Annotated in this window: 15 protein-coding genes; 7 read left to right on the top strand and 8 right to left on the bottom strand. The window is 72.7% G+C overall.

Annotated elements, in window-relative coordinates:
- Positions 1-4 precede the first annotated feature (4 nt).
- On the top strand, positions 5-781 hold the full coding sequence (gene ddaH / locus ACFC1X_RS03045) for a dimethylargininase (RefSeq protein ID WP_376348223.1): 777 nt from the start codon (positions 5-7) through the stop codon (positions 779-781).
- Positions 782-988: 207 nt separating this feature from the next.
- A complete protein-coding gene (locus ACFC1X_RS03040; RefSeq protein ID WP_376348221.1) occupies positions 989-1,963 on the top strand; it encodes an acyl-ACP desaturase in 975 nt (324 codons plus the stop codon).
- 48 nt (positions 1,964-2,011) lie between these two features.
- Here ACFC1X_RS03040 and ACFC1X_RS03035 read toward each other — a convergent pair whose 3' ends face one another.
- From ACFC1X_RS03035 to ACFC1X_RS03025, 3 genes are all read right to left on the bottom strand, one after another.
- Positions 2,012-2,380 (bottom strand): hypothetical protein, encoded by a 369-nt coding sequence (locus ACFC1X_RS03035; RefSeq protein WP_376348220.1) that lies wholly within the window; start codon positions 2,378-2,380, stop codon positions 2,012-2,014.
- Positions 2,338-5,376, bottom strand: coding sequence for a hypothetical protein (locus ACFC1X_RS03030; protein WP_376348218.1), 3,039 nt, complete (start codon positions 5,374-5,376; stop codon positions 2,338-2,340). The genes ACFC1X_RS03035 and ACFC1X_RS03030 overlap by 43 nt, the downstream gene beginning before the upstream one ends.
- 74 nt (positions 5,377-5,450) lie before the next feature.
- Positions 5,451-5,696 (bottom strand): WhiB family transcriptional regulator, encoded by a 246-nt coding sequence (locus ACFC1X_RS03025; protein ID WP_122620628.1) that lies wholly within the window; start codon positions 5,694-5,696, stop codon positions 5,451-5,453.
- Positions 5,697-5,885: 189 nt separating this feature from the next.
- On the opposite strand from ACFC1X_RS03025, the gene ACFC1X_RS03020 reads away from it, so the two are divergent.
- Positions 5,886-6,671, top strand: a complete 786-nt coding sequence (locus tag ACFC1X_RS03020; RefSeq protein ID WP_376348216.1) for a VOC family protein — start codon at positions 5,886-5,888, stop codon at positions 6,669-6,671.
- Positions 6,672-6,941: 270 nt separating this feature from the next.
- Here the strand turns inward: ACFC1X_RS03020 and ACFC1X_RS03015 are convergent, their stop codons facing one another.
- The gene (locus ACFC1X_RS03015; protein ID WP_376348214.1) at positions 6,942-7,988 is read right to left on the bottom strand and encodes a LacI family DNA-binding transcriptional regulator; all 1,047 of its coding nucleotides are present in this window, start codon (positions 7,986-7,988) and stop codon (positions 6,942-6,944) included.
- A 77-nt stretch (positions 7,989-8,065) separates the two neighbouring features.
- On the bottom strand, positions 8,066-9,073 hold the full coding sequence (locus ACFC1X_RS03010; protein WP_376348212.1) for a multicopper oxidase domain-containing protein: 1,008 nt from the start codon (positions 9,071-9,073) through the stop codon (positions 8,066-8,068).
- 199 nt (positions 9,074-9,272) lie between these two features.
- Between ACFC1X_RS03010 and ACFC1X_RS03005 the strand changes: the two genes are divergently transcribed.
- On the top strand, positions 9,273-11,750 hold the full coding sequence (locus tag ACFC1X_RS03005; RefSeq protein WP_376348210.1) for a ThuA domain-containing protein: 2,478 nt from the start codon (positions 9,273-9,275) through the stop codon (positions 11,748-11,750).
- Positions 11,751-11,764: 14 nt separating this feature from the next.
- Positions 11,765-13,954: an OmpL47-type beta-barrel domain-containing protein gene (locus tag ACFC1X_RS03000; protein WP_376348535.1), complete on the top strand. Its 2,190-nt coding sequence runs from the start codon at positions 11,765-11,767 to the stop codon at positions 13,952-13,954.
- Here ACFC1X_RS03000 and ligD read toward each other — a convergent pair.
- The gene (ligD, locus tag ACFC1X_RS02995; RefSeq protein ID WP_376348207.1) at positions 13,941-14,981 is read right to left on the bottom strand and encodes a non-homologous end-joining DNA ligase; all 1,041 of its coding nucleotides are present in this window, start codon (positions 14,979-14,981) and stop codon (positions 13,941-13,943) included. The two genes, ACFC1X_RS03000 and ligD, sit on opposite strands and share 14 nt — an antisense overlap.
- A gap of 74 nt (positions 14,982-15,055) precedes the next feature.
- On the opposite strand from ligD, the gene ACFC1X_RS02990 reads away from it, so the two are divergent.
- A complete protein-coding gene (locus ACFC1X_RS02990; RefSeq protein WP_376348205.1) occupies positions 15,056-16,123 on the top strand; it encodes an ATP-dependent DNA ligase in 1,068 nt (355 codons plus the stop codon).
- A gap of 24 nt (positions 16,124-16,147) precedes the next feature.
- On the opposite strand, the gene ACFC1X_RS02985 is transcribed toward ACFC1X_RS02990, so the two are convergent.
- Positions 16,148-17,338, bottom strand: a complete 1,191-nt coding sequence (locus tag ACFC1X_RS02985; protein ID WP_376348203.1) for a zinc-dependent alcohol dehydrogenase — start codon at positions 17,336-17,338, stop codon at positions 16,148-16,150.
- 210 nt (positions 17,339-17,548) lie between these two features.
- Here ACFC1X_RS02985 and ACFC1X_RS02980 point away from each other — a divergent pair, with 210 nt between their 5' ends.
- Entirely contained in the window at positions 17,549-18,577 is a 1,029-nt protein-coding gene (locus ACFC1X_RS02980) for a DUF3048 domain-containing protein (protein WP_376348201.1), read from the top strand.
- A 15-nt stretch (positions 18,578-18,592) separates the two neighbouring features.
- Here ACFC1X_RS02980 and ACFC1X_RS02975 read toward each other — a convergent pair whose 3' ends face one another.
- Complete coding sequence (locus tag ACFC1X_RS02975; RefSeq protein ID WP_125489850.1) at positions 18,593-19,054, bottom strand: MarR family winged helix-turn-helix transcriptional regulator; 462 nt, start codon at positions 19,052-19,054, stop codon at positions 18,593-18,595.
- Positions 19,055-19,068 lie beyond the last annotated feature (14 nt).

The raw sequence follows: 19,068 nt of genomic DNA, 5'->3' as shown, positions 1-19,068 counted from the left end.
CCGCGTGCCCAGCAAGAAGGCCCTCGTCCGCCGCCCCGGCCCCAGGCTCGCCGAAGGCCTGGTGACCCACGTCGAGCGGGAGCCGGTCGACCACGCCCTGGCGGTCGAGCAGTGGGACGCCTACGTCGAGGCGCTGGCGGCGAACGGCTGGGAGACGCTGGAGGTGGACCCCGCCGACGACTGCCCCGACTCGGTGTTCGTCGAGGACGCGGTCGTCATGTACCGCAACGTCGCCCTGATCACGCGGCCCGGCGCGGAGTCCCGGCGGGCGGAGACGGCCGGCGTCGAGGAGGCCGTGGCCCGGCTCGGCTGCTCGGTCAACTGGGTCTGGGAGCCCGGCACGCTGGACGGCGGCGACGTCCTGAAGATCGGCGACACGATCTACGTCGGGCGCGGCGGGCGCACCAACGCGGCCGGGGTGCGGCAGGTGCGGGCCGCGTTCGAGCCGCTGGGCGCCCGGGTCGTCGCCGTGCCGGTGAGCAGGGTGCTGCACCTGAAGTCGGCGGTGACCGCGCTGCCGGACGGCACGGTGATCGGGCACATCCCGCAGACCGACGTGCCGTCGCTCTACCCGCGCTTCCTGCCGGTGCCGGAGGAGTCCGGGGCGCACGTGGTGCTGCTCGGCGGGGACAAGCTGCTGATGGCGGCGAGCGCGCCGAAGACGGCGGAGCTGCTGGCCGACCTCGGCCACGAGCCCGTACTCGTCGACATCGGCGAGTTCGAGAAGCTCGAGGGCTGTGTGACATGCCTCTCGGTCCGGCTGCGGGAGCTGTACGCGTGAACTCGCCGGTAGGTCACCCGTCCGGCCCCGGGACCTGCGTGTCTCGGTGCCTTGTCGCACCCCGCGTGGACCCGGGCTGATCAGCGACCTTTACAGTGCGTTTAACCTACGCCCTCGTAACCTACGGTTTCGTAGCCTACGATCCCGTAGGTTCCCGGCACCGCTCGCCGGCCGCTCCGCACTGTCGCACGTCCCCTGGAGTTCTCCGTGACGATCGTCTCCCCGCACCTCGGCTCCTCCGCCGACTGGACCGACGCCCGGCTGCTGTACGCGCTGGAGGAAGTGGTCGAGACCGAGCTCAACCGGCACCTGAAGGTCACCAAGGACTGGATGCCGCACGAGTACGTGCCGTGGACCGACGGCCGGAACTTCCCGGGATTCTTCGAGGACGGCGAGGCCTGGGACAAGGAGCAGTCCAAGGTCACCGAGATCGGACGGATCGCCCTGGTGGTGAACCTGCTGACGGAGGACAACCTCCCCAGCTACCACCACGAGATCGCCAGCCTCTTCGGCCGTGACGGTGCCTGGGGCACCTGGGTGCACCGCTGGACCGCCGAGGAGGGCCGGCACGGCATCGTCATGCGCGACTACCTGCTCGCCTCCCGCGCGGTCGACCCGGACAAGCTGGAGCAGTTCCGCATGGCCCACATGAGCGAGGGCTTCGAGTCGGACAACCGGCACTCGATGCTGCACTCGGTGGCCTACGTCTCCTTCCAGGAGCTGGCCACCCGCATCTCGCACCGCAACACCGGCCACCAGTCCGGCGACCCGGTCTGCGACCGCATGCTGGCCCGCATCGCGACCGACGAGAACCTGCACATGGTCTTCTACCGGAACCTGCTCAAGGCTGCCTTCGAGATCGCGCCCGACCTGACGATGCAGGCCGTGCGGGACGTGGTCGTCAACTTCCGGATGCCCGGTCACGGCATGCCCGGCTTCGAGCGGGCCGCCGCGCAGATGGCGATCGGCGAGGTCTACAACCTGCGCATCCACCACGACGACGTGATCCAGCCCGTGCTGCGCTTCCTGAAGGTCCTGGAGATCGACGGACTCGGCCCGGAGGGTGTGCGGGCCCAGGAGGAACTGGGTCTCTACATGGGCGGGCTGGACGCCGAGGCCTCCAAGTTCGACGAGAAGCTGGCGGCACGCAAGGCCCGGATGGCGGCCCGCGCGGCGGGCTGACCGGCCGACAGAGTCGGTGGCGACGACGCCGACCGCGGCCCGGGTCCGTCACTCGTAGGCCGTCGTCTCCTCCAGTGCCGCGTCGCGTACGTCGGGGACGGGGTGGCGGCGCAGGGCACGCAGCACGGCGCGCCAGGGGGCGGGCCAGTCCTCGCGGTCGCCGAGGGCGCCGGTGACGGCCACGGCCATCAGCCCGCGGGCGTGACCGCCGTGCTCGGCCAGCGTCCGGGCCTCGGCGAGCAGTACCGCGGAGTCGCCCGGCTGTTCCCGGGTCTCCAGGCGTTCGCGCAGGGCGCCCGCGACCCGCGCCGCGAGCGCCGGGCGGTCGGGTCCCGCCAGGTCGGCCACCCGGTCCAGGCGCGGCGGTACGGCGCTCAGGTCGACGTGGTGCGCCGCGAGCACGGCGGCCCGGGCCACGTGGGCGTCGTACGGGACAGCAGCTCGGCCGCGGCCAGGGCGGCCGGGCGGACCGCCTCGGGGCGCTGGAATCCCGTGTCGAGTCCGGCGACGAGGGCCTCGATCCGGCGGCGGGACGGCCGGTCCCGGGTCTCCCCCGCGTCGCTGCCGTCGCCGTCCTCCCTCCCGGCCAGCGTGGTCAGGGCGTCCAGCAGTCCGGTGAGACCGTGCGGGGCGCTCGAGGCCGCGCCGATCAGGGCGTTGGCGGCGGAGGCCCAGGTCCCGCGGTTGGCGAGGTCCGTGACGGCCCCGGCCAGTACGCCGGGCGCCTCGGCCGACCAGGGGGCCCAGCGGGCCAGCGCCTGGAAGGCGAGGATCGCGGTGGCCGAGTCGGCGGCGGAGTCGGCGGCCACGTCGCGCACCAGGGCCGCGTAGCGGGCGCGGTGGGCCTCGGGCAGGTTCAGCGGCAGGGCCCGCAGCAGGGCGGCCCGCAGGACCGGCGCACCGCCCGCCGCGTCGTGCAGCAGCTCCCAGACCTCCTCGTGCCCCAGCAGCCCGCCGGTGAAGGCGACGCAGGCGGCGCGGACGTCCGGGTGGGTGCCCGGCCGGGCGTACACCTCGGCGATCAGGGCCGCGGCGTCCGGCACGGGGAGCCGGACCGCGGCGAGGCGGACGGCCTCCTTGCGGCTGGTCACCTTGGCGTCCGGCGCCCGCAGCACGTCCCGCAAGTGGCCGGCGAGGACCGACGGCCGCGCCTGCCGGGACGCCCGGGTGACCGCGTACACGGCGACGCGGGCCCGGTCGCCGCCCGCGTGGGCCAGCAGCTCGGGCAGTGACTCGGCGGCCCGGTCGGTCCCGGCCAGGGCGGCGAGCGCGGCCTCAGCGAGGACGACCTCCGCCGATCCGGTCCAGCGGCGCAGGAGGTCGGCGCCCCCGTCGGGCACCGCGGCGGCCCGGGTCAGGGCCGTGGCCCGCGCGTGCAGCGGCAGTCCGGCGTCGGCCGCCCGCGCGGCGCACCGGCGCAGCAGGGCGAGCTGCTGGCGCGGCACCCACCGGCTCACCTCGTACGCGCCCACCGGGAGCGACCAGCGGGTGCCCTTGGTGAGGAACCGGCCGTACGGCGGCGTCTCGGCGAGCAGCGGGTCGAGCAGGTCGGTGCGGCGCCGCACGAGCACGTCGCGCACCGGCGCGAGCACGGCCGCCGACGGCTCGTGGGCGAGGACGCGGGCCGCGCGTTCGTCGCGGGTGGCGGGTGGTTCGAGCCAGAGGCCGATCGCGGTGCGCGCGGTCGTGTCGTTGCCGTAGCGGACGGCCTGCCAGAGCAGGTCCTGGAGTTCCGGCATCCCGGCGGCGCGGGCGCCCACCGCGCGGGCGAGGGCGAAGACGAGGCCGTAGTCGGACTTCTCGGCCCCGGCCTCGATCCACGGGCGCAGCGCCTCGTACACCTGGTGTTCCTGGCCGCGCCGCAGGGTGCGGTCGAGGCGGCCGAGGTCGGCGCCGCCGGTGGTGCCGGATATCCGTACGAGGGTGCGCAGCGCCCAGTTCACCAGCTCGCGCGTGCCGCCGGCCGCGTGCTCGCGCAGGATGCCGAGGGCGAGGGTGCCGAGCAGGCGGCGGGTCTCGGGCGAGGAGTCGCGGGCCGCGACGGCGTCGGTGGCGACGCGGTCCAGGAGGTCGGCGGCCTCCTCGCTGAACAGAGCGGCCGGGACGGCGCCCGCCGCCCGCAGCGCGGCGGAGCGCACGGGGTCCTGTTCGTTGGCCAGCCGGGCCATGTCCCGCAGTACGGCGGTGACGGCGGCCGGGTCGCCGGAGCGGGCGGCGTTGCGGATCAGCAGGCGCCAGGCGTGGGCGCGGTCGTCGGCGTCGGGGTGCCCGGTGGCCGCCAGCAGCCGGTCGTGGACCTCGGCCACCGGGAGGAAGGACTCGGCGACCAGGACCGTGTACGCGCCGGCGCCTGCGGCACGCGCGCGTGCGGCGGCCTCCCGGGCCTCCCGGGCGGCGTGCGGGCGCGGCAGCACCTCCAGGAGCGGCTCGTCGACCAGGACGGCGCCGCCGGCTCCCCGCCCCTCGCGGACGGCCTCGCACAGGGCGGGGCGCCGGGCGGGCGGGAGCGCCTTGAGCAGCCGCGGCAGGTCGCCGTAGGGCAGCAGGATCCGGGCGTAGGCGACGAGTTCGGGCGAGTCGTGCCGGGTCAGCCGGTACAGGACCGTGCGTCCCAGCCGGTGCACGCCGGTGACGGCGGTCCAGGCGGGCGTGGGGAGCAGGCGCAGCGTCCGCCGGGGGTCCGCCGCGGCGAACGCGGTGAGCGCGCCGAGCAGTTCGTGCGGCAGCCGGCTCGGCCCGTACTCCTCCAGCAGCCGCAGCACCCGCGCGGGTTCGGTGGGCGCGAGGACGGCCGCCGGGTGCGCGTACCGGCGCCACCAGGTGTCGCGCAGGGCCTCGGGCAGCGCGGTCAGCTCCCGCTCCAGGGCCTCGAAGAGGGCCGCGCGGTGCCGCTTGGCCAGGGGCGACCAGGCCCGCACCGCGTAGAGCAGTCCGGGCAGCAGCCGGGCGACCGTCGGCGCGGTGCAGCCCGGCAGCAGGCGGGTGGCCTCGGTGTCGCCCCGGTCGCGGCGCAGCGTGTCGACCAGCCGGTCGGCGAGGGCGGTGCGTCCGCCGGCCACGACGGCGCGCAGCAGGGCGCGGCGGGCCGCCTCGGGGGCGTCGGCGAGGGCCGCCTCGAACGCGGTGTCCGGCACGCCCAGGCTGTCGGCGACGCGCAGGGCGTGGCCGCGCACGTAGGGGTCGGGGTCGGCGATCCGGTCCGCGATCCACCCGGTGTCGCGCGCGGCGGACGCGGCGACGACGGCGAGCCGGCGTCCGTACGCGCCGCGCGTCTCCAGCTCGGCGAGCAGGGACCGTGGGTCGTCCGACTCGCCCGCGCGCACGACGAGTTCGCGCATGCGCGTCGGGTGGGCGAGCGGGTCGAGGGCGTGCAGCAGACTGTCGGCCTCGTGCTGGACCGCGGTTCGTGCCATGCCGGGATTCTGCCCGCCGGGGCGGGCGCGGCACAGCGAATTACCGGTGCGGGCGGCCGGACCGGGGGCCGCGCTCAGTGGGTGGCGCGGCGCAGTTCCAGCCGTTCCTTCTCCGACAGTCCGCCCCAGACGCCGAAGCGCTCGTCATTGCTCAGCGCGAAGTCCAGGCAGGCCGAGCGGATGGGGCAGAGGGCGCAGATCCGCTTCGCGTCCCGTACGGAACTGCCGGGCTCGGGGAAGAAGAACTCGGCTCCGGTCTGTGCGCACAACGCCTCCTCCTGCCAGTCGAGGTCCGGCGTGGCGATCGTCTCGATGTGCATGGACAGGAGCGTGCCGGGCGGCGAAAAACATTCCATCAACGCCGGATCAACGCCGCCGGCGGACCCCTCACCCGTTCAGATGGTCCTCCGTCGCGTGCGGCGGCGCACGGCGGCGCGCGGAAGCGGGGGCGGGTGGTCGGTGGAAGACTCGGCAGTACAGGCAACGGGACCCTTCCGAGGAGGGCGATCATGCTCACCACCCGTTTCGTCACCGGCGCTCCGAACTGGGTCGACGTCGGCACGACCGACTTCGACGCCTCCGCCGCCTTCTACGGCGGCCTCTTCGGCTGGCGGTTCCGATCGGCGGGCCCGGAGGCCGGCGGCTACGGCTTCTTCGAGCTGGACGGCCGGATCGCGGCCGGCGGCATGGAGACCACGTCCGAGCAGGGCCCGCCGTCCTGGACGGTGTACTTCCAGACGCCGGACGCCCGGGCCACCGCCAAGGCCTCCGAGCAGGCCCGCGGAGGTGTCCTCGCGCAACCGATGGAGGTGATGGACCAGGGCACCATGGCGATCCTCGCCGACCGGGCCGGGCTGCCGTTCGGCGTCTGGCAGCCGGCGCGGCTCCCCGGTCTGGGCGTGGTCGGCGAGAGCGGCGCCCTGTGCTGGGTCGAGCTGCACACGGCGGACGTCGCGGCCGCCGCCGCGTACTACCAGAACGTCCTGGGGCTGGAGACCTCGGCGGTGTCCTTCCCGGGTGGCTCCTACACCTCGGTCAACCCCGGCGGGGAGGGCGAGGACGCCATGTTCGGCGGTGTCGTCCCGCTCGCCGACGACCCGGAGCCGACGGAGACCGGCTGGCTGCCGTACTTCGCGGTGGACGACACGGACACCGCGGTCGCCCGGGCCCGGGAGCTGGGCGGCACGGTGCCGATGGCCGCGACGGACATCGAGGACGTCGGCCGCGTCGCCCGCATCACCGACCCGTCCGGCGCCCGCTTCGCGGTACTCAGGCCCCTGCCGCGGCAGGCCTAGGGACGACGCCGGGTCCCCGGTACCGAAGGAGACCCCGGAGGCAAGACGGGCGCCGGGTCCGTGTGCTCACGCGCTGGCGCGGTGGACCAGCGTGGTCGGCAGGATGACGCCGGACGTGCCGGGGTCCGGGTCGGCGGATTCCGGAGCGTCAGTGCCCGTGCGTGAGTCCGGGCCGCGTAGGGGGAGGCGGGCCATCAGGCGTAGTCGACGCCGGGTCCCCGGTGCCGAAATGAGCCCCCGGAGGGCAAGACGGGCGCCGGACCCGCGTGCTCACGCGCTGGCGCGGTGGACCAGCGTGGTCGGCAGGATGACGCCGGACGTGCCGGGGTCCGGGTCGGCGGATTCCGGGGTGGCCGTGCGGGGGGCCGGGCCGCGCAGGAGGAGGCGGGCCATCAGGCGGCCCATCTCCTCGATGTCCTGGCGGACGGTGGTCAGGGGCGGGTCGGTCTGTTCGGCTACGGGCAGCATGTCGTCGAAGCCCACCACCGCCACGTCGTCCGGCACCCGCCGCCCGCGCTCGCGCAGCACCCGCAGGGCACCGGCGGCGGTGAGGTCGTTGGCCGCGAACACGGCGTCCAGGTCCGGGCAGCGGTCGAGGAGCTCCCGCATCGCCCGTTCGCCGCCGCCCGGGGTGAAGTCGCCGTGCGCGACCAGCCCGGGGTCGGCGGCGGCCCGGACGTCGCGGAAGCCGGCCAGCCGGTCGGCGGCGGAGGTCTGGTCGAGCGGGCCGGTGATGTGCGCGATCCGGGTGCGGCCGAGGCCGGCCAGGTGGCGGACGGCCGCGCGGGCACCGCCGCGGTTGTCGCTGTCGACGTAGACCACGTCGTCCCGCCCGTCCTCCCAGTCGGGGCGCCCGCCGAACACGGTCGGCACCCCGGCCCTGCGTACGAGGCCGGGCAGCGGGTCGTGAAGGTGCAGGGAGAAGACGAGGGCGCCGTCGACGTGGCCGCCGGACAGGTAGCGGCCGACGCGGGCGTGGTCCTCGCGGCCCTCGATGAGCAGCAGCACCAACTGGTTGTCGTGGGCCGTCAGTTCCTTGCTGATGCCACGCAACTGCTGGGCGAAGTAGGGGTCGGCGAAGACCCGGGTCTCCGGTTCGGCGGCCACGACGGCGACGGCGTCGTGCCGTCGGGTCACCAGGCTGCGGGCGGCCTGGTTGGGCACGTAGCCGAGTTCCTCCACCGCGCGCCGGACCCGCTCGGCCAGCGCGTCGCGCACCCCGTGCGCCCCGTTGACCACGCGGGACACGGTGGCCCGCGAGACCCCGGCCCGCTCGGCCACGGCCTCCAGCGTGGGGCGGGGCACTGTCTCGCTCACGTGAGGGCTCCTCGTCGGCGGCTGCGGCTCAGGATAGCCGCAGCCGCCGGACGGGAAGAGGGCGCTCGGGGCGGCCCTCAGTGGTGGTGCTCGGGAGCCTTCGCGGTCTGCTCGCCGCCCCCGTGGGCATGCTCGTGCGGGTCGTACCCCGGGATGGTGCCGTCGGTCTTCTTCACCAGGAACAGCCCCACCATCCCCATGTCGGAGTGGCTCTGCACGTGGCAGTGGTACATCCACGCGCCCGCGCCCACCCCCTCCCCCGCGATGATCTGGAAGCCGAAGGAGTCCGCCGGGCCGGTGATCTTGTTGTCGATGACCTGGGTGGGATCGTCGGGACCGGTGAGCATGCCGGTGCGGTTGTCGGCCCAGCGGTGACCGTGCATGTGGAAGGTGTGGTAGTACTCGCCGTGCGTGATCATGACGATCTCGACGCGATCGCCCACGGTGGCCTCGAAGTTGGGACCGGTGTGGGGCTTCTGGTTGTTGATGAGCATGTCGTTGAAGACGATGGTGTGCGTGGCGTCCGGCAGGACGTCGCCCTTGCGGCGCACGATCACCGGACCGTAGAGGCCGTTGCGGATGCCGCCCGTGCCGTGCTCGGTGCCGACCACGTGGTCGTGGTAGTGCCAGTAGCCCGCGCTGCCCGAGCGCCAGGTGCCGTCCGCGCGGCGGCCCGGCTTGTGGGTGCGCCAGGTGTAGGTGCGGGTGCCGCCGGGCTCGACGTCGCTCTTGTTCATCGCCGTGCCGTCGCTGGAGATCTCGTAGTCCAGGCCGTGCACGTGCAGGCTGGCCCGCACGTCCATGGTGTTGGTGAACTCGATATGCAGCGTGTCGCCCTCGTTCAGCTCGATCAGCGGTCCGGGGACGGACGCCTTGCCCTTCTCGAAGCCGTAGCCCATCTGACCGTCCGCCAGCTTCTCGGCGTACATCTTGATGTGTCTCACCTCGCCCCCGGCCCGCGCCGTCTTCGCGGTCACGCCCTTGGCCTCACCGGCGGCGCCCGCGGTCTCCGGAGCGATGGACAACGATGTCGCGACGGCCGCGCCGCCCAGCAGTACCCGTCGGTTGAAACCTCGCCTGTCCATGCCGAACTCCCCACGCTGATACGGAATTTGCGGAGCCGTAGTACTGATTGGCTGTGATGAGCCTGTGGGACCGTACCGGTTGGCGCCGCGTTTATCCACACTCAGGACAAAGTTCGTTGGATCCCGGTCATACCTATTGGCGAACCACGCAAAGAGGTCTAGCTTCCTTGGCGCTGCTGCCGTGACCGAGGAGGTGCCCATGCCCTTAAGAGGGTTGAGCGCGAGAAGAAGAGGATGGGCGGCGTTCGCCACCGCCGGTTTCGTCGCCGCGGGACTGCTGGCTGGCCCGACCGCCAGCGCACGTCCGGCGCCGGATCCGTCCCTGACAACGATGTCGATCAAGTCGCCCCCGGGCGGCTCCAACGTACGTGTGCTGGTGTTCTACGGTTCCGCCGCGGCCGGTGACGAGTCGCCGGTCGTGAACGCCGGGATCGCGGCCATCGAGCGGATCGGGCTGTCCGGCCCGCAGAAGGAGCGCTTCCAGGTCCAGGCCACGGACAACGCCGACGTCTTCACCAACGAGAAGAAGCTCGGCCGCTTCAACGCGATCGTGTTCCTGACCGGGGGCGGCGACGTCCTCGATCCGGCGCAGGAGGCGGGCCTGGAGGCGTACATGGAGGCCGGCGGCGGGTTCGTCGGCGTCCACGACGCGGCCCGCGCGGAGCCGTACTCGGACTGGTTCACCGGTCTGGTCGGCGCGCGTCCCGCCGCCTCCAGCCCCACCAAGGTCCAGCGGGCCACCGTCGAGGTCGGCGACCGGCGTCATCCGGCCACCAAGGACCTGCCGGCGGAGTGGAAGCGGCCCGACGAGTGGCTCAACTGGCAGAAGAACCCGTCCGGTGACGTGCACACCGTCGCCCGGGTGCGCGAGTCGACGTACGCGCCCGGGGAGAGCGCCAACGGCTGGGACCACCCCGTCAGCTGGTGCCGGGACTACGACGGCGGCCGGTCCTTCTACACCGGCATGGGCGGCACGGTGTCGTCGTACGACGAGACGGAGTTCCGCTCCCACCTGCGCGGCGCCCTGCTGTGGACGTCGCGGCTGTCGCAGGCCGACTGCAAGGCCACCATCACCGGCAACTACAAGGCCGAGCGGCTGACCCAGCCCAACCAGCCGGGCCAGAACGACCAGATCGGCGAACCGCACGGCCTGGTCACCGCCCCCGACGGGCGGGTGTTCTACATCGGCCGCGGTGGCGCCGACTCCTCCCAGCCCGTGGTCACCGACTGGAACGACCCGAACATCGGCAAGGGCAAGGGCGAGATCCACGTCTGGGACCCGAAGACCAAGAAGGTCACCCTCGCCGGTGCCCTGACCATCTTCGGCAACAAGGGCGGCGGCGACGAGCTGATCAAGGTCGAGGAGGGCCTGCTCGGCATCGAGCTGGACCCGCGGTTCAGCGAGAACGGCTGGGTGTACCTGCACTACACGCCGCACTCCGAGATCAACCGCGAGACCCACATGGCCGAGCGGCGCGTCTCGCGCTTCACCCTCGACCAGGCGACCAACAAGCTGGACCTGGGCAGCGAGAAGGTGCTGCTGAAGTGGCCGGTGCAGATCCACAGCTGCTGCCACGCGGGCGGCGGGATGGCCTGGGACTCCAAGGGGAACCTGTACATCGCCACCGGTGACAACAACTCCAGTGGTTTCAGCGACGGTTACTCCGGCAACAACCCGCAGCCCAACTTCAAGGGCGTGTCCTTCGCCGACGCGCGCCGCACCGCCGGCAACACCAACAACCTCAACGGCAAGATCCTGCGCATCCACCCGGAGCCGGACGGGACCTACACGCTCCCCGAGGGCAACCTCTTCACCGGCGAGGAGACCGCCGAGGGCGGTGGCAAGACGCGGGGCGAGATCTATGTGATGGGCGTCCGCAACCCGGCGCGCATCTCCGTCGACAAGGCGACCGACATCCTCTACGCCGGGTGGGTCGGCCCGGACGCCGGCGCTCCCTCGCCGACGTGGGGCCCCGCGAAGTACGACACGTTCGCCACCATCACCAAGGCGAGCAACCGGGGCTGGCCGTACTGCATGGGCAACAAGCAGCCGTACCGGGACCGGAACCTGCCGGACCCGTCGAAGCCGCTGGGCTGGTACGACTGCGACGCCCCGAAGAACGAGTCGCCGAACAACGACGGCCTGGTCAACCTGCCGCCGGTGACCGGCAACAACATCTGGTACTCGCCGCAGGGCGGCGGCCCCGACTTCCCGCGCGACGAGAACGGGATCCCGTCGTACAAGCAGGACGAGGCCACCTACAAGCTGCCCTGGCTCAAGGGCGGCGGCCAGGCCGCGATGAACGGCCCGGTCTACCGCTACGACGCGGACAGCACCAGTGCGACCAAGTGGCCCGCGTACTGGGACGGCAAGTGGTTCGTCGGTGACTTCTACGACTCCGACCAGCCGCGCAACGCCGTGCTGATGGACCCGAAGACCCAGGGCGACGGCGGTCTGCCGGTGCACTCGGAGTCCCTGAAGAAGATCGTGCCGGTCGGCAACGACGGCATCAAGAACCTGATGGGCTGGAAGTTCGGCCCGGACGGCGCGCTGTACGTCCTCGACTACGGCCGCGGCTTCTTCACCTCGGACGCCAAGTCGGCGCTGTGGCGGGTCACCTACGAGGGCGGCGGCCCGACGCCGGCCGCCGGACAGCTGGCCAGGAGGACCGAGTGATACGCCAACGAAGAATGTGGGCCGCGCTGCTGGCCGGCCTGCTGATGATGCTCGGACTGCAGACGGCGTCCGCCCAGGACGGGCGGCCGGCTCCGCGGGCCGAGGCGGCCGACCAGGTCCTGACCTGGACCGCCGGCGACGACATCACCAAGTACACGTCCGCGCCGGAGACGGCGGTGGCCGGACCGGCCACGATCGTCTTCGAGAACAGTGAGGCCACCGGCAACACCACCGGCATGCCGCACACGCTGACGTTCATCACCAGCGACCCGGAGTACAACAGCGACGTCCAGCTCAACATCCTCGCCAACCCGGGCGACGCCCAGGGCGGCAAGCACACCGCCGAGGTCACCCTGACCCCAGGCAAGTACAAGTACCACTGCACGATCCCCGGGCACGGCCAGATGACGGGCGTGCTCACCGTGACCGAGGGCGGCGGTGGCGACGACACCACCGCGCCCGAGACCTCGGCCGAGGTGGGCGGCACGCAGAACGCCGACGGGCAGTACGTCGGTTCGGCGAGCGTGACCGTCGCCGCCACCGACGAGGACGGCGGCTCCGGCGTCGACCGGGTCGAGTACGCGATCGGGGCGGACGGCGCCTGGCAGCCGTACACCACGCCGGTCGTGGTCGACCAGGTCGGCGATCACACGGTGCGCTACCGGGCGTTCGACAAGGCGGGCAACGCGGCCGCCGAGAAGAGCGTCGACTTCACGGTGGTCGCCCCCGACACCGACGACACGACCGCGCCGGAGACCTCGGCGACGGTCAGCGGTGAGAAGAACCCCGACGGCGCCTACATCGACATGGCGACGGTGACCGTCACCGCCTCCGACACCGGTTCCGGCGTCAACACCATCGAGTACGCCGTCGGCGACGGCGCCTGGCAGGCGTACACCGCGCCCGTCATGGTGCACGAGGTCGGCGAGCACACGGTCCGCTACCGGGCCACCGACAAGGCGGGCAACGCCGCCGCGGAGAAGAGCGTCGCCTTCACCGTGGTCGCCGCTCCCCCTCAGGACACCACCCCGCCGGTGACCGGCGCGACCGTGGACGGCACCAAGAACTCCGACGGCGCGTACGTCGGCAGCGCGAAGGTGACCGTCAACGCCACGGACGAGGGCGGCTCCGGCGTCGCCGGTGTCGAGTACTCGCTGGACGCCGGGCCCTACCTGGCGTACTCCGCTCCCGTGGTCGTCGACCGCGTCGGCCGGCACACCGTGGCGTACCGGGCGAGCGACAAGGCCGGCAACACCTCCGAGCCGGTGACGGTGAGCTTCACGGTGGTGGCGGGCCAGGTTCCGGGTCCGCCCTGCCCGGAGTTCGACGAGCGCCAGACGGTGATCGTCGGCACGGTGGACACCGGTGTGCCGAACCGGGTCACCAACAACCGGTGCCGGATCAACGAGATGATCGAGGACGAGAAGGAGTGGTCGTCCCAGCAGCTCTTCCTCAAGCACGTGCGTGAGGTGCTGGACACGCTCCGGGACGAGGGGGTCGTCGACAACCGGGAGGTCAAGGCGATCAACAAGGCCGCCCGCCAGTCCGGGATCGGCAAGCCCGGCCAGACCGAGGGCTACCGCACCATCCTCGACGGCACCCAGGCGTCCTTCGCCAAGTGGCAGCAGGTGGGCGGCGGTTCGTTCGGGCTGAACGCGGACGGGTCGATCACCTCCAGCACCACCACGCCGGGTATGGGCATGCTGTGGTTCCCCGAGCGCAAGTACGGCGACTTCTCGCTGAAGCTCCAGTGGCGGGACGACGCGGCGGGGACCGCCAACACCAACGGCGGCGTGTTCGTGCGCTTCCCGCAGGTGCACGACCACCCGGAGGAGTCCCGGCCGGAGTGGGTCGCCATCAAGTACGGCCACGAGGTGCAGGTCTTCGACGGCCCCACCGGCGACATGTACAAGACCGGCTCGCTCTACGGCTTCGACCGGGTGGGTCTGGCCGGTGCGGGGGTGACGGAGAAGGGCACCTGGAACGACTACGAGATCCGCGTGGTCGACCAGCACTACTCCGTGTTCCGCAACGGCGTGCTGATCAACGAGTTCGACAACACCGGCGGCCAGGACTTCACCCCGCCGCGCTCGGACGACCCGGGCACGGACGGGCGGCGGTTCGCCTCCGGTTACGTCGGACTCCAGGTGCACGGCACGACGGACGTCGTCTCGTACCGGGACGTCCGGATCAAGGAGTTGTAGGCCCGTCCGGGCCGGGAGCGTGCTTCCTGGCCCGGCTCGGCTGTACCCGGCTGGGCTCCCCCGGCATCTTCGGATACTCGGGCGGGTACGGCAGGTCGCCGAGCCCGTGGTCGTGCTCGTCCTTCGTCGCCAGTTCGAGCAGGGCGTCGAGGGAGTACCGCTGATCGTCCATGCCCGCGTGCACGTCGCCGAGTTCGGCGAAGCGCGCGGGCATGGTCGTGATGTCGAAGTCCTGCGGGTGCGCGACGCCCACCTCGTCCCAGGTCAGCGGAGCGGAGACCGGGGCGTTGGGGCGGGGGCGCACCGAGTAGGCGGAGGCGATGGTGCGGTCGCGGGCGGTCTGGTTGTAGTCGATGAAGATGCGCTCGCCGCGCTCCTCCTTCCACCACTTGATGGTCACCCGGTCCGGCATCCGCCGCTCCATCTCGCGGCCGACGGCGATGGCGGCGCGCCGCACCTGGGTGAAGGTCCAGCGCGGCTTGATCGGCACGAAGACGTGGATGCCGCGCCCGCCCGAGGTCTTGGGCCAGCCGCGCAGTCCGCCGAACTCCTCCAGTACCGCGCGCAGTTCGTGGGCGGCGCGGGCGGCGTCGTCGTAGTCGGTGCCGGGCTGCGGGTCGAGGTCGATGCGCAGTTCGTCGGGGTGGTCGACGTCGGCGCGCCGCACCGGCCAGGGGTGGAAGGTGAGGGTGCCGTACTGGGCGGCCCACAGGACCGCCGCCTCCTCGGTGGGGCACATCTCGTCGGCGCTGCGGCCGCTGGGGAAGGTGATGTGCGCGGTCGGGATCCAGTCGGGCATGCCCTTGGGCGCGCGCTTCTGGTAGAACCACTCGCCGCCGACCCCGTCCGGGTAGCGCTGCAGGGTGGTGGGGCGGTCGCGCAGGGCGCGCAGGATGCCGGGGGCCACCGCCTGGTAGTACCGGGCCACGTCGAGCTTGGTGTAGCCCCGCTCCGGGAAGAACACCTTCCCCGGGCTGGACAGCCGCACGCTCCGGCCACCCGCCTCCAGTTCCACCGCTTCCGCCATGCGAGCCACGGTAGGCGCACGGCCTTGGCTTCGCATATCAGGCGGGGACGGCACCGCGCTCCTACAGTCGGACCATGCGCCTTCCCGTCATGCCGCCCGTGAAGCCGATGCTCGCCAAGTCCGTGGCGAAGATTCCGTCGGGGATGCACTACGAGGCCAAGTGGGACGGGTTTCGGGCGATCGTGTTCCGGGACGGGGACGATGTGGAGCTGGGGAGTCGTACCGGTAAGCCGTTGACCAGGTATTTTCCGGAGCTGGTGGTGGCGGTGCGGGAGCGGTTGCCGGAGCGGTGCGTGGTGGACGGGGAGATCGTGATCGCGCGGGAGGGGCATCTGGACTTCGACGCGCTGACCGAGCGGATCCATCCGGCGGACTCCCGGGTGCGGATGCTGGCCGAGCGGACGCCGGCCTCGCTGGTCGCCTTCGACCTGCTGGCCCTGGACGACGAGTCCCTGCTCGACGTGGGGCTGGCCGACCGGCGGGCGCTGCTGGTGCGGGCGCTGTCCGGGGTGACGCCGCCCGTGCACGTGGCACCGGCGACGGACGACATCGAGGTGGCCCGGCAGTGGTTCGAGCGGTACGAGGGCGCGGGGCTCGACGGGGTGGTCGCCAAGCCGCTCGACCTGGGGTACCGGCAGGACGAGCGGGCCATGTACAAGATCAAGCACGAGCGGACGGCGGACGTGGTCGTCGCCGGATACCGCCTGCACAAGAGCGGCCCCGTGGTCGGCTCGCTGCTGCTCGGTCTGTACGACGACCGGGGCGTCCTCCAGCACGTGGGGGTGAGCGCCGCCTTCACCATGAAGCGCCGGGCGGAGCTGGTGGAGGAGCTGGAGCCGCTGCGCATGGACGACGCGCAGGGCCATCCGTGGGCCGCCTGGGCGGAGGAGTCGGCGCACGAGGGGGCGCGGCTGCCGGGCGCACCGAGCCGCTGGTCGGGCAAGAAGGACCTGTCCTGGATGCCGCTCAGGCCGGAGCGGGTCGTCGAGGTGGCGTACGACCACATGGAGAACGGGGCGCGCTTCCGGCACACGGCCCGCTTCCGCCGCTGGCGCCCGGACCGGACGCCGGAGAGCTGCACCTACGCCCAGCTGGAGGAGCCGGTCCGCTACGACCTCGCGGAGATCCTCGGCGGACCGTGAGGGCTCCTTCCCGGGCACCGGCGCTCACGGCTTCATGAGCACCTTGACCGCGCCGTCCTGCTTCTTCTGGAACATCTCGTACGCGTGCGGCGCGTCCGCCAGCGGCACCCGGTGGGTGGCGAAGTCGTCGACGCCGAGCGGGTCCTCGTCGGTCAGGTGGGGGAGGATCTCGTCGCTCCAGCGGCGTACGTTGGCCTGTCCCATGCGCAGCTGGAGCTGCTTGTCGAACATGGTCAGCAGCGGCATCGGGTCGGCCGTGCCCCCGTACACGCCCGAGAGCGAGATGGTGCCGCCGCGGCGGACCAGTTCGATCGCGGTGTACAGGGCGGCGAGCCGGTCGATGCTGAACCGCTCCGCGAGCGGGCCGCCGATGGACCGGGGCATCACCGCGGCGGCCTGCTGGACCAGCTTGGCCACGGTCCCGCCGTGCGCCTCGGTGCCGACCGCGTCGATCACGGCGTCGGGACCGCGGCCGCCGGTCTCCTCGTGCATCGCGGCGACCAGTTCCTTCTCGTTGTCGAAGGCCCGCAGGTCGAAGGTCTCCACGCCCCGCTCGCGGGCGCGCCGCAGCCGCTCCGGCACGAGGTCCACGCCGAAGACCCGGCCGGCGCCCTTGAGCAGCGCGATCCGGCAGGCCATGTCGCCGATCGGGCCGAGACCGAGCACGGCGATGCTGCCGCCCTTGGGTATGTCGGCGTAGGCGACCGCCTGCCAGGCGGTGGGCAGCACGTCGGAGAGGTAGACGAAGCGGTCGTCGGCCGGACCCTCGGGCACCTTGATCGGCCCGAACTGGGCCTGCGGTACGCGCAGGTACTCGGCCTGACCGCCGGGCACCGCCCCGTACAGCCGGGTGTAGCCGAACAGCGGGGCGCCCATGCCCTCGCCGGTGACCTGGGTGGTCTCGCACTGGGTCGGCAGGCCGCTGCCGCACATGTAGCAGTGCCCGCACGCGATCTGGAACGGCACCACGACCCGGTCGCCCGGCTTCAGGCCGGTCACCTCGGACCCGACCTCCTCGACGATGCCCATCGGCTCGTGGCCGAGGATGTCGCCCGGTGTCATGAACGGTGTGAGTACTTCGTAGAGGTGCAGGTCGGAGCCGCACAGCCCCGAGGAGGTGACACGGATGACCGCGTCGGTCGGTTCCTCGATCCGCGGGTCGGGCACCTCCTCGACCCGGACGTCCCGCTTGCCCTGCCATGTCACTGCCTTCATCGCCCGGGCTCCCTCCGTGGCCGTGCGCGTCGCGCTCCTGCGTCTCGGCCGGGTACCCGGGCCCCTCGTCACTGAACCGGCCACGGTTTCGGCCGAACAGCGGATTATCTGCCTCGTTCCGTGTGCCCTGTCGGATTCGATCAGGTATGGCACTAAATGCTGCAAGAGGCGCACAATCAATGACACGGGATGGGCGGACGGATGGTCGGGATGCGACGAGGGACGCACGGACGGAGCCCGCGCGCACACGGCACGCGCGAGGGGCGCGCACGCGGAGCACACGGAGCACGCGGAGCACGCGGAGCCGCGCTGGTGACCGTGACGGCGGCCGTCGCGCTGGCCGCGGGCTGCACGGCCGGGCCGGGCGGCAACGACAACGGACGGGCGCCGGAGCCGCAACGGTCGCACACCTCGGCACCCGCCACCGGCCCGGTGCTCGCCGTGAAGGTCGACAACGCGCCCGAGGCCCGGCCCCAGACCGGCCTGGACGCCGCGGACGTCGTCTACGCGGAGCCGGTGGAGGGCGGGCTGAGCCGGCTGATGGCGCTCTACGCGACCCAGCTGCCCGAGGAGGTCGGGCCGGTGCGCAGCGCCCGGGAGTCCGACCTGGAGCTGCTGCGCCAGTTCGACCGGCCGACGCTGGCGTTCTCCGGCGCCCAGAGCAAGCTGCTGCCGCTCATCGAGAAGGCTCCGCTGCGTGCCGTCACACCGGGCGACGCACCCGAGGCCTACGTCCGCAACGACGACCGGCAGGCCCCGCACAACCTCTACCTGCGGCCCGGCGAGCTGTCGGCCGAACCCGCGGGCGCCGGGGCCCTCACCACCGGCTTCACCTTCGGCGAGGCGCCCGAGGGCGGCCGGGCGGAGTCCTCCCGCACCGTGCGTTACCCCGCGACGAGCTTCACCTTCACCTGGTCGGAGAGCCGGGACCGGTGGCTGGTCTCCCTGGACGGCTCGCCGGCCGGCGTGGCCGACGGCGAACGCCTGGCGCCGGCCACGGTCGTCGTGCAGCACGTGACGGTGCGCGACTCCGCCTTCCGCGACTTCCGCGGCAGCAACTCCCCCTACGTCGAGTCGGTGGGCTCGGGCCGCGCGGAGGTGCTGCGCGACGGCCGGACGTACGACGCCACCTGGACGCGCGACACGGCCGCCGACGGCACGAAGTTCACCACGCGCGACGGCGCCGCGCTGAACTTCGCCGAGGGCCAGGTGTGGGTGGTCTTCGCGGGCGGCTCCTGAGCCGTCGGCCCCGCGTCAGCCCGGTACCCCGGACGACTCCGGGTTGCGCAGCCCCTCGGCGGCGTCCGCGACCCGGCGGACCAGGTCGAAGAACGCGGTCCGCTCGTCGGGCGAGAGCGGGGCGAGGAACACCTGGTTCATCCGGGCGACCCGCACGCTCAGCCTGCGGTGGACGCGCAGCCCCTCGTCGGTCAGCCGGAGCAGGAACCGGCGGCCGTCCTGCTGGTCGCGGACCTTGTCGAGCAGCCCGCGGCGGCCCAGCCGGCTGATCACCTCGGCGATGGTGGAGCGGTCCAGGCCCACCCGCTCCCCCACCGTGCGCTGGTCCAGGCCGGGCTCGGCGACGAGGGCGTTCAGGACGGCGAACTGCGGCGAGGTGGTCTCCTCGGAGACCATCGTGTTCCACAGCAGGTAGTGCGCCTGCTGGAGCCGCCGGGCCAGGTGTCCGGGATGGGTGGTCAGATCGACCGCTGCCATGCGCTCTCCCGTAG

Origin of the sequence: Streptomyces sp. NPDC056128 (assembly GCF_042263835.1) — a bacterium.
Taxonomy (GTDB): Bacteria; Actinomycetota; Actinomycetes; order Streptomycetales; family Streptomycetaceae; genus Streptomyces.
This window is presented reverse-complemented; position numbering and strand designations above follow the sequence as displayed.

Bases quoted from the DNA above. Each gene is read 5' to 3' on its own strand.
- ACFC1X_RS03030 (WP_376348218.1), bottom strand. From the start codon at position 5,376: ATGGCACGAACCGCGGTCCAGCACGAGGCCGACAGTCTGCTGCACGCC.
- ACFC1X_RS03025 (WP_122620628.1), bottom strand. From the start codon at position 5,696: ATGCACATCGAGACGATCGCCACGCCGGACCTCGACTGGCAGGAGGAG.
- ACFC1X_RS03020 (WP_376348216.1), top strand. From the start codon at position 5,886: ATGCTCACCACCCGTTTCGTCACCGGCGCTCCGAACTGGGTCGACGTC.
- ACFC1X_RS03010 (WP_376348212.1), bottom strand. From the start codon at position 9,073: ATGGACAGGCGAGGTTTCAACCGACGGGTACTGCTGGGCGGCGCGGCC.
- ACFC1X_RS03005 (WP_376348210.1), top strand. From the start codon at position 9,273: ATGCCCTTAAGAGGGTTGAGCGCGAGAAGAAGAGGATGGGCGGCGTTC.
- ACFC1X_RS03000 (WP_376348535.1), top strand. From the start codon at position 11,765: ATGTGGGCCGCGCTGCTGGCCGGCCTGCTGATGATGCTCGGACTGCAG.
- ligD (WP_376348207.1), bottom strand. From the start codon at position 14,981: ATGGCGGAAGCGGTGGAACTGGAGGCGGGTGGCCGGAGCGTGCGGCTG.
- ACFC1X_RS02990 (WP_376348205.1), top strand. From the start codon at position 15,056: ATGCGCCTTCCCGTCATGCCGCCCGTGAAGCCGATGCTCGCCAAGTCC.
- ACFC1X_RS02985 (WP_376348203.1), bottom strand. From the start codon at position 17,338: ATGAAGGCAGTGACATGGCAGGGCAAGCGGGACGTCCGGGTCGAGGAG.
- ACFC1X_RS02980 (WP_376348201.1), top strand. From the start codon at position 17,549: ATGCGACGAGGGACGCACGGACGGAGCCCGCGCGCACACGGCACGCGC.
- ACFC1X_RS02975 (WP_125489850.1), bottom strand. From the start codon at position 19,054: ATGGCAGCGGTCGATCTGACCACCCATCCCGGACACCTGGCCCGGCGG.